General features: G+C 51.3%; 5 protein-coding genes. All 5 read left to right on the top strand.

Features of this window, described 5'->3' with window-relative positions; translation table 11 throughout:
* A partial coding sequence (locus tag OO184_RS07420) for an ImcF-related family protein (RefSeq protein WP_265378624.1) occupies window positions 1–3201 on the top strand: 3201 nt, incomplete at its 5' end.
* Between the two features lie 783 nt (window positions 3202–3984).
* Window positions 3985–4497, top strand: coding sequence for a Tli1a family immunity protein (tli1a, locus tag OO184_RS07415; protein ID WP_265378623.1), 513 nt, complete (start codon window positions 3985–3987; stop codon window positions 4495–4497).
* Window positions 4498–4548: 51 nt separating this feature from the next.
* Window positions 4549–5061, top strand: a complete 513-nt coding sequence (gene tli1a, locus OO184_RS07410) for a Tli1a family immunity protein (RefSeq protein WP_265378622.1) — start codon at window positions 4549–4551, stop codon at window positions 5059–5061.
* A gap of 51 nt (window positions 5062–5112) precedes the next feature.
* Complete coding sequence (gene tli1a, locus OO184_RS07405; RefSeq protein ID WP_265378621.1) at window positions 5113–5625, top strand: Tli1a family immunity protein; 513 nt, start codon at window positions 5113–5115, stop codon at window positions 5623–5625.
* Entirely contained in the window at window positions 5613–8102 is a 2490-nt protein-coding gene (locus tag OO184_RS07400; protein WP_265378620.1) for a Tle1 family T6SS lipase effector, read from the top strand. The genes tli1a (OO184_RS07405) and OO184_RS07400 overlap by 13 nt, the downstream gene beginning before the upstream one ends.
* Window positions 8103–8105 lie beyond the last annotated feature (3 nt).

Genomic DNA, 8105 nt, shown 5'->3' with positions numbered 1-8105 from the left:
ACAGTGGTGGTGAGTATGCTAGGTTTTATCACCGTAACGTTGTTTGTCAAAAACAAAGTCACCGATGTGAAGCCCGATACCCGGCCGCTTTTACCGGCCAGTGAACCGTATGATTATGGTGATTTGGGCGATCGCATGCGCCTGCGTTACGGGGTGTTCTGGTGGTATAAAGTCCGCATTTTACTGGTGGTGGGCGAAGTGGAGCAGGTGGAAGCCATTGCGCCGGGACTGACTACGGCACATTGGCAGGAGGGGTATCGCGCGTTGTTGCTCTGGGGCGGCAGTTTACAGGCGGAACCGGATACCGCTCAGTTGATGGCCTTGCGTGGCTTGCGCCGTTACCGGCCGCTCAATGGCATTGTCTGGGCGCTGACTGAACACCAAAGCGCACAGCCGGTGTGGATGGATAAAGCGCTGCGGACGTTGCAAAAACAGGCTCAACAGTTGCGCTGGCAGGCCCCGGTTTACCTGTGGCAGGTGTGTTACAGCCGCTGGTCTCAGGAAGGCCGTATTACTCAGACCGTCGGCTGCTTTTTTCCTGAACGCTGTACCCCGGATATTGTGGCGACACAGTTACAAGAATTGGTTGACCCGTTGCGCCAGCGCGGGATGCAGCAACTGCTGGAGAAGACCGCCCACGATTTTCTCTGTCGTCTGTCTGCGAACTTAAAACAACAGGGGATTGCGCACTGGCAACAGGTCCTGACGCCGTGGTTAGCGGAATATGGCGATGTGGTGTCGCTGCGCGGTTTGATGTTCAGTTTGCCGCTCAGGGCGCAGACGACTCGCCTGCCGCAGATCTGGCTGCCCGATTCGGCCTGGCAGGGAGTATTGGAGGGCAGTCGCCGTTTTCACGGCCGGCGGGTTGGCATGCTCCACGCACAGACCGTCTGTCGCGGCCTGATGGTGTTAGGCTTGTTATGGGGTGCCGGCATGGTGCTCTCCTTCTTCACCAACCGTGACCAGATAGCCGTGGCGCAGGCGGCGGTCACTGGCCTGAAAGCGCGCCCGGAAGGTTCTGATGCCCAGTTGATGGCTTTAAAAGACCTGAGTAACGAGGTGGGCCGGCTGCAATACCGGGCTGAACAGGGTGTGCCGTGGTATGAGCGTTTTGGTTTGAGTCAGAATCAGAAACTGTTGACGGCAGTGCTGCCCGATTATGCGCAGGCCAATAACCGCCTGATACGGGACAAAGCCGCCGCGGTGCTGCATGCGAAACTGAGTGCGCTGGTGAATTTGCCGCCGGGCAGCCCGTTGCGGGCTAAGTGGGCGCAGGCCGGTCATGACCAGTTAAAAGCCTACCTGATGATGGCGCAGCCGGAAAAAGTGGATGCCGCATTTTTAACCCGGATACTGAATGAAAATGAACCTGAGCGGGCCGGTATTGCCCCCGGTGTCTGGCTGGATACGGCGTGGGATTTGTGGGGTTTTTATGCGGAGAATCTGCCTGTGCATCCGGAATGGCGGATCACCCCGGATAAGGCATTGGTTAAACAGGTGCGTCAGTTGTTGCTGCTCCAGCTAGGTAAACACAATGCCGAAGCGGCGCTTTACCAGCAGATGCTGCAATCGGTGGAGAAAAATTATGCGGATCTGACGTTAAGGCAGATGACCGGCGAAACTGATGCGGAACGGCTGTTTACCACTTCTCGCGTGATACCGGGGATGTTTACCCGTCAGGCGTGGGAAGGCGGGATACAAAAAGCGATAGCGGAGGCGGCGGCCTCACGTAAGGAGGCGATTGACTGGGTGCTGAGTGATAACCGTCAGTCAGTCTCGGCGGCGGTATCGCCGGAGGAGCTGAAAGCCCGTTTGACCGCCCGTTACTTTACCGATTTTGCCGGGGCGTGGCAGGATTTTCTCAACAGCCTGCGTTGGAACAAAACCCGTAACTTGTCGGATGCCATCGACCAGTTAACCCTGATGGCGGATGGGCGACAATCCCCGCTGATTGCGTTGATGAACACGCTGGCCTATCAGGGCGAAACCGGGCAACAGGGGCCGACGTTATCGGATTCGTTGGTGAAATCCGCCAGGACGTTGTTGAATAAAAAAACGTCTGGGATGATTGACCAGCAGATGGCTGGCCTGCATGGGCCGATGAATGAAACCTTTGGGCCGTTGCTGGCGCTGATGGGAGAAAATCAGGTTGCCGGGGGAGTGAAGACCGACAGCACCTTGAATTTACAAACCTTTCTCACTCGGGTAACCGAAGTGCGTTTGAAACTGCAACAGATGAACAACAGTGATGACCCGCCGGCAATGGCGAATGCGCTGGCTAAGACGGTATTTGAAGGGAAAAGCACCGATTTAACGGATACGCAGGGCTACGGGCGCTTGATAGCAGCCAGTTTGGGCGGCCAATGGCGGGGTTTTGGTCAGACGCTGTTTGTGGAACCGTTAGCGCAGGCGTGGCAGGGGGTATTGAAACCGGCGACGGCGAGTCTGAATAGCCAATGGCAGACGGCGATAGTGGACAACTGGAATCGGGCCTTTGCGGGCCGTTATCCGTTTGCCGGTGGCGAGAGTGAAATTTCATTGCCGATGTTGGGCCAGTTTATTCGGTCAGATTCGGGGCGGATAGAGCAGTTTTTGACGCGTCAGTTAGGCGGAATACTGCATAAAGCCGGTAACCAGTGGGTGGTGGATGAAGTGAATGGTCAGGGCGTGCAGATTAACCCGGATTTTTTGAAAGCGATAAATCAGCTCAGTCAGTTATCGGACCTGTTATTTGCCGATGGCAGTCAGGGATTGCGGTTTGAACTGCGGGCCAGAGCGGTGCGGGATGTGGTGGAAACTGACCTGACGATAGACGGGCAGAAATTGCGTTATTTTAACCAGATGGAAAGCTGGCAGAGTTTTCGCTGGCCGGGAGAGACCTATAAACCGGGGGCGATGCTGACCTGGACCAGTGTCAACGCCGGGGCGAGGTTATTCGGTGATTATCAGGGGAACTGGGGACTGATCCGCTGGCTGGCGCAGGCGAAAGTGGAAAAGCTGGATGAAAGCCGTTACTGGCTGATATTTACGGCCCCGGATGGTTTACCGTTGACCTGGATTTTGCGCACAGAACTGGGCGAAGGGCCGCTGGCATTATTAAAACTGCGCGGATTTAAATTGCCGAAAAATATCTTTGTGGTGAAGCCGGGAAATAACGCGACAATATCAGCGATAAATGACGATGATCTGATAGAGGAATAATGCATGCTGTTGGGGATAAATCAGAGAATAGCGTAACCATTAACTTTCTCCGTTAACAGAATAGCTGTCAGGATAAATATCACTACAGATATTCCGATGAAGATATTTGGCTATATTGGTGAGAAACCTGATTATACTTTTCTAAGTGAAGAGAGAATATTGCTATGCGGTTTTATTGATGTTATTGGCTATCTTATTATTTGCATGGCATGAATGAGAGTTATTCTTCTTTATCGTGATGGGATGAATGAGATTTAAAAAGGAGTGATGAGATTGAGATAGATATAATCTATTGAATAAAATGAAAATAGACATTGTTATATAGGGATATGATTATAACGGCGTATTCATATTGCCTTCATTTTATGGTAATCAATGCCAGTTTACTTTTGTCAATCAATGTCATTTTATTGTCATGAAGTTTAAATGTTTTATTCGACATGCCGTTATATCGGCGGTGCAAAGGGGGATGCATTAAAAATCGTATTTTTTTGAAAAAAAGAGTTGATTTCTATAAGCACCCGCAGGGAGGATAAGGAAATTCAGTAATCGCTCATTTTGTTCATGCATTGATGTATTGCGAAAAGATGAGTGGCTTTGTAAATATTTTCGATCCGGTTACCTGCCGGTCGGGAAATACCACGCGGATTATTTCCCAGTATGACGATAATGACATGCCGATCCTTTATTAGTTTTGTGTCGCCTGCCAACGACCGTAGAAATGATTAATAACGTCGCCAGTATTGGAGACACAATAGAGTAAGTAGGAGTAGGTATTTAAAGATGAAAAAACAACAACTGAGGCTGGCGGTTTTATGCCTGCTACTGGTCGCCTGTAGCCAGTTTCCGGTACAGGCAGGAACCATTGAAGCAATTAACCATACCAAATGGGCGATAAACCGGTTCAGTGTGGATGATCAACCGGGTATCGATATTATCGGCCCGTATCAGGGCGGTGGTGGAGGTTGTTGCTATCGGGCCCCGGAGAAGTGGCGGCCCGGGATGATGGTTAAGGTGGATTGGGAGACAGGTGAAGCATCAACAAAAGGCTTTCCAGGTTTTGCTGATGAAGAGAAGTATTTATCTTGGCGTAATAAGTTGCGGGCTAATGATCGCCAGCATAGCAAGGTAGTGCCTGTACCTGATTATACCGGGCAGCGTACCTGCGGCATTACAGTGCACTTCTTACCCTGTGATCAGGTCAAAGTCACCACTTCGTGTAACACCTACGGTAGTCCTAACTACCCAATTAAAGACCCCTTGAAAATGAAGGAGCCAAAAGTATGTCCGAAGTAATGCATATCGGCACCTCAAGTCCAGATTATCACTAATGTGAAGGAGTTGAAGATGAAAAAACAACCATTGAGGCTGGCAGTTTTATGCCTGCTACTGGTCGCCTGTAGCCAGTTTTCGGTACAGGCGGGAACCATTGAAGCAATTAACCATACCAAATGGGCGATAAACCGGTTCAGTGTGGATGATCAACCGGGTATCGACAGTATCGGCCCGTATCAGGGCGGTGGTGGAGGTTGTTGCTATCGGGCCCCGGAGAAGTGGCGGCCCGGGATGATGGTTAAGGTGGATTGGGAAACTGGTGTCGCTTTTTCCAATGATTTTCCCGGGTATGAAAATGATGAGAAGTATTTGGCGTGGAGAGACAAGGTTAATGCCCAGAAACGCCAGCACAGCAAGGTAGTGCCAGTACCCGATTATACCGGGCAGCGTACCTGTGGTATTACGGTGCACTTCTTACCCTGCGATCAAGTGAAAGTCACCACCTCGTGTAACACCTACGGTAGTCCTAACTACCCGATTAAAGAACCGTTGAAAATGAAGGAGCCAAAAGTATGTCCGAAGTAATGCATACCGGCACCTCAAGTCCAGATTGTCACTAATGTGAAGGAATAGAAGATGAAGAAACAACCATTGAGGCTGGTAGTTTTATGCCTGCTACTGGTTGCCTGTAGCCAGTTTCCGGCACAGGCAGGCATCATTATCGCCATTAACCATACCAAATGGGCGATAAACCGGTTCAGTGTGGATGATCAACCGGGTATCGACAGTATCGGCCCGTATCAGGGCGGTGGTGGCGGTTGCTGCTATCGTGCTCCAGATAAGTGGCGACCGGGGATGACGGTTAAGGTGGATTGGGAGACCGGTGTCGCTTTTTCCGACGATTTTCCCGGCTATGAAAATTGGGAGAAGTATTTGGTGTGGAGGGACAAGATTAATGCCCAGAAACGCCAGCATAGCCAGGTAGTGCCAGTTCCTGATTATACCGGGCAGCGTACCTGCGGCATTACAGTGCACTTCTTACCCTGTGATCAGGTCAAAGTCACCACTTCGTGTAACACCTACGGTAGTCCTAACTACCCAATTAAAGACCCCTTGGAAATGAAGGAACCAAAAGTATGTCCGAAATAAAGTATCATGATCTTGTCTGGTTGCCAGCCCCTTTTCCGGCTCAGGGGCGGTTACCTGCTAAGAATTATCTGGTCAGGGAAAACTGTCAGCAACAGAGCAATCAGGAAAAAGCTTACTTTCAGGAGCTTTGTCTGGCCGCCAATCGCCGGGTGATCCGCCCCTGTTGTAATACGTTGCATGTCAGCCTGTTTTTTGATGGAACCGGCAATAATTTATATAACGACCTTTATCAGGCTGTTCCTCATCATCCGACCAATGTTGTCCGCCTTTTTCAGGCGACCATTGGGGCGGGTTATGCCGGCGGGGCATCAGGTAAACCGTTACTGGATAATATTGAGAGCACCGGAAGAAAGTACTTTAAGTATTATGTTCCCGGGGTGGGAACCCCTTTCCCGGAAATTAATGAGCTGGATTACAGCAAATTGGGGCTGGCGACAGCTAGCGGGGGAGAGGACCGGATCAATTGGGCATTGCTGCGGTTGATTGATGTATTAAAGCGCGTATTGGTAAACGACACAATTGATGATGTTGCTTGTCAAAAATCCCTGAAAGCGATGGCGACCACATGGAATATGCTGGAGTTGGGAGGCAGCAATAACCGCTATGAGGAGTTTTATAAGCAGTTTGCGAGCTTAAAACGTGAACTGAGGATAGCCCGCAGTCAGCCGGGGCGGGGTAAGTGTAAGTTGTTGGGCATGAAATTGTATGTGTATGGTTTTTCCCGTGGGGCTGCGGAGGCACGGACTTTTGTTAACTGGCTGACCGAACTGTTTCCGCCGTCGAGAGAAGCAGGCCAGAAACCGGCCCAGTGTCTGCAACATAAACACGATACAGACCCGGATAGCAATTTACCCATCAGCGTAGAATTTCTCGGATTGTTTGACACGGTGGCGTCGGTCGGAGTGCCCCATATGATCCCCGTTGTTGAAGGGCATATGGCCTGGGCAGACGGCACTCAGGAGCTGCCATCGGAGGCGACTTACGGCGGTCTGGTGAAACGTTGTGTGCACTTGGTCTCGACCCATGAACAACGATTGTGTTTCCCGATGGATTCCATTCGCCGGGCGGACGGCACCTATCCAACAGGCAGCACTGAGGTGATTTATCCCGGTGTGCATTCTGATTTGGGGGGAGGTTATCCACCGGGAGAACAGGGTAAAGCAATAGGTGAAACAGATGCGCTGTTATTGTCGCAGATCTCTTTACATGAAATGTATGCGGCAGCCTTTCAGGTTGGGGCACCCCTTAAGGTCCCTCGGTTAGTATTGCCTGATGATTTGCAAGATCAATTGTGGCGGGCGATGAACACTGATGTTCAGCAAGAGTTTGAAGTTGCTCCAGATTTAGTCAACCGCTTCAACGCCTGGCGCCAGGTCACTCTGGGTTTGGAGATGCCCAAACAGCCTTTGTCTGATGAAGAAGCAGCCCGTTTTGAGCCGGTGCGGGCCTCTGTAGCGTTGGAACAGGCGATGGAAAACCAGATGAATTGGCTGACGGCCTGGCGTATCAATCGCTACGCCAACGGCATGCTGCTCGGTGCGCCATTTTTTCATGACGCTCCCAACCGTGATGCGAAAAAGGCGCATTATGAACAGAGCGAACAGGCACACAAGGCAGCACAACAGCAGGTAGAGGCTAAACGGAAAGCGCAGTGGAATGAATTTTTTCGCGATGGAGGAAAAACGCCGCCGTTGTTAATGCAGGGAGTGCCGGATTTTGACCCGGAAACCGCCCAGAATCAGTTGCGGGAAGCGGCAGCGGAATTTAATAGTGACTACCACGGCGACCAGCGGGAACAACACAATGGGTGGCAGTTTGCCGTCGATACCGTGCCACGTTACGCAATTTACATGTTGGATGATCATAATGACCTTCTGGAGTATCTGCAAATGAAAGGGGCGGGAGAGAGGTTGGTCAAACAGCTTTTCCGGCCTGCTCCGGCGGCAAAACCCGGACAACAGGAATCACCCGAGTCATTGTTGGTCGCCTTGTATGACAATCAGGTTCACGATTCCCGTGCCTGGTTTATGTACTCGACGCTCGGTTCACGTGAACCGTTGGGGGGCTATTTCCGCTACCGAGTCATTTACTTCGGTACAATTTGTAGCAGACCTCTGTCACTCCTGTCAGTGGCTGGCACTGTGGTAGGGTTCGTATCGCCAACGGAAGGCGGTGTACTGTTTTTCTTTAAACAGAAAAAAGTCGCCAACACGGTGGTGGAGGCTGTCGATAAAGTGTCCAAGAGCATTGCCGCTGAGCGGGAAGTGACCGCGCAATATTTAACTTCCGGCGAGCTGATCACCCTGTTAGCCGGACTGGAGTATAGAAAAGCGTTCACCCATAATGTGGGCGAAGTGACCCGTCAGCAGAGGGAGTTTCTCAAAGAGCGGCGGTTGCAAATGACCCAAGATAATCTTAAAGCGCGTTGGGCGGGAAAGACGCTGGAACCGACCCCGTTAGAGGAGCCTGAGAAATGAAAA

Origin of the sequence: Photorhabdus aballayi, assembly GCF_026153155.1 — a bacterium.
In the GTDB taxonomy this organism is placed as follows: domain Bacteria; phylum Pseudomonadota; class Gammaproteobacteria; order Enterobacterales; family Enterobacteriaceae; genus Photorhabdus; species Photorhabdus luminescens.
The sequence above is the reverse complement of the archived record's forward strand: the minus strand, read 5'-3'. Positions and strand labels throughout refer to the sequence as shown.

What these genes read in the sequence shown, in the direction of transcription:
- tli1a (WP_265378623.1), top strand. Translation starts at nt 3,985, where the DNA reads ATGAAAAAACAACAACTGAGGCTGGCGGTTTTATGCCTGCTACTGGTC.
- tli1a (WP_265378622.1), top strand. Translation starts at nt 4,549, where the DNA reads ATGAAAAAACAACCATTGAGGCTGGCAGTTTTATGCCTGCTACTGGTC.
- tli1a (WP_265378621.1), top strand. Translation starts at nt 5,113, where the DNA reads ATGAAGAAACAACCATTGAGGCTGGTAGTTTTATGCCTGCTACTGGTT.
- OO184_RS07400 (WP_265378620.1), top strand. Translation starts at nt 5,613, where the DNA reads ATGTCCGAAATAAAGTATCATGATCTTGTCTGGTTGCCAGCCCCTTTT.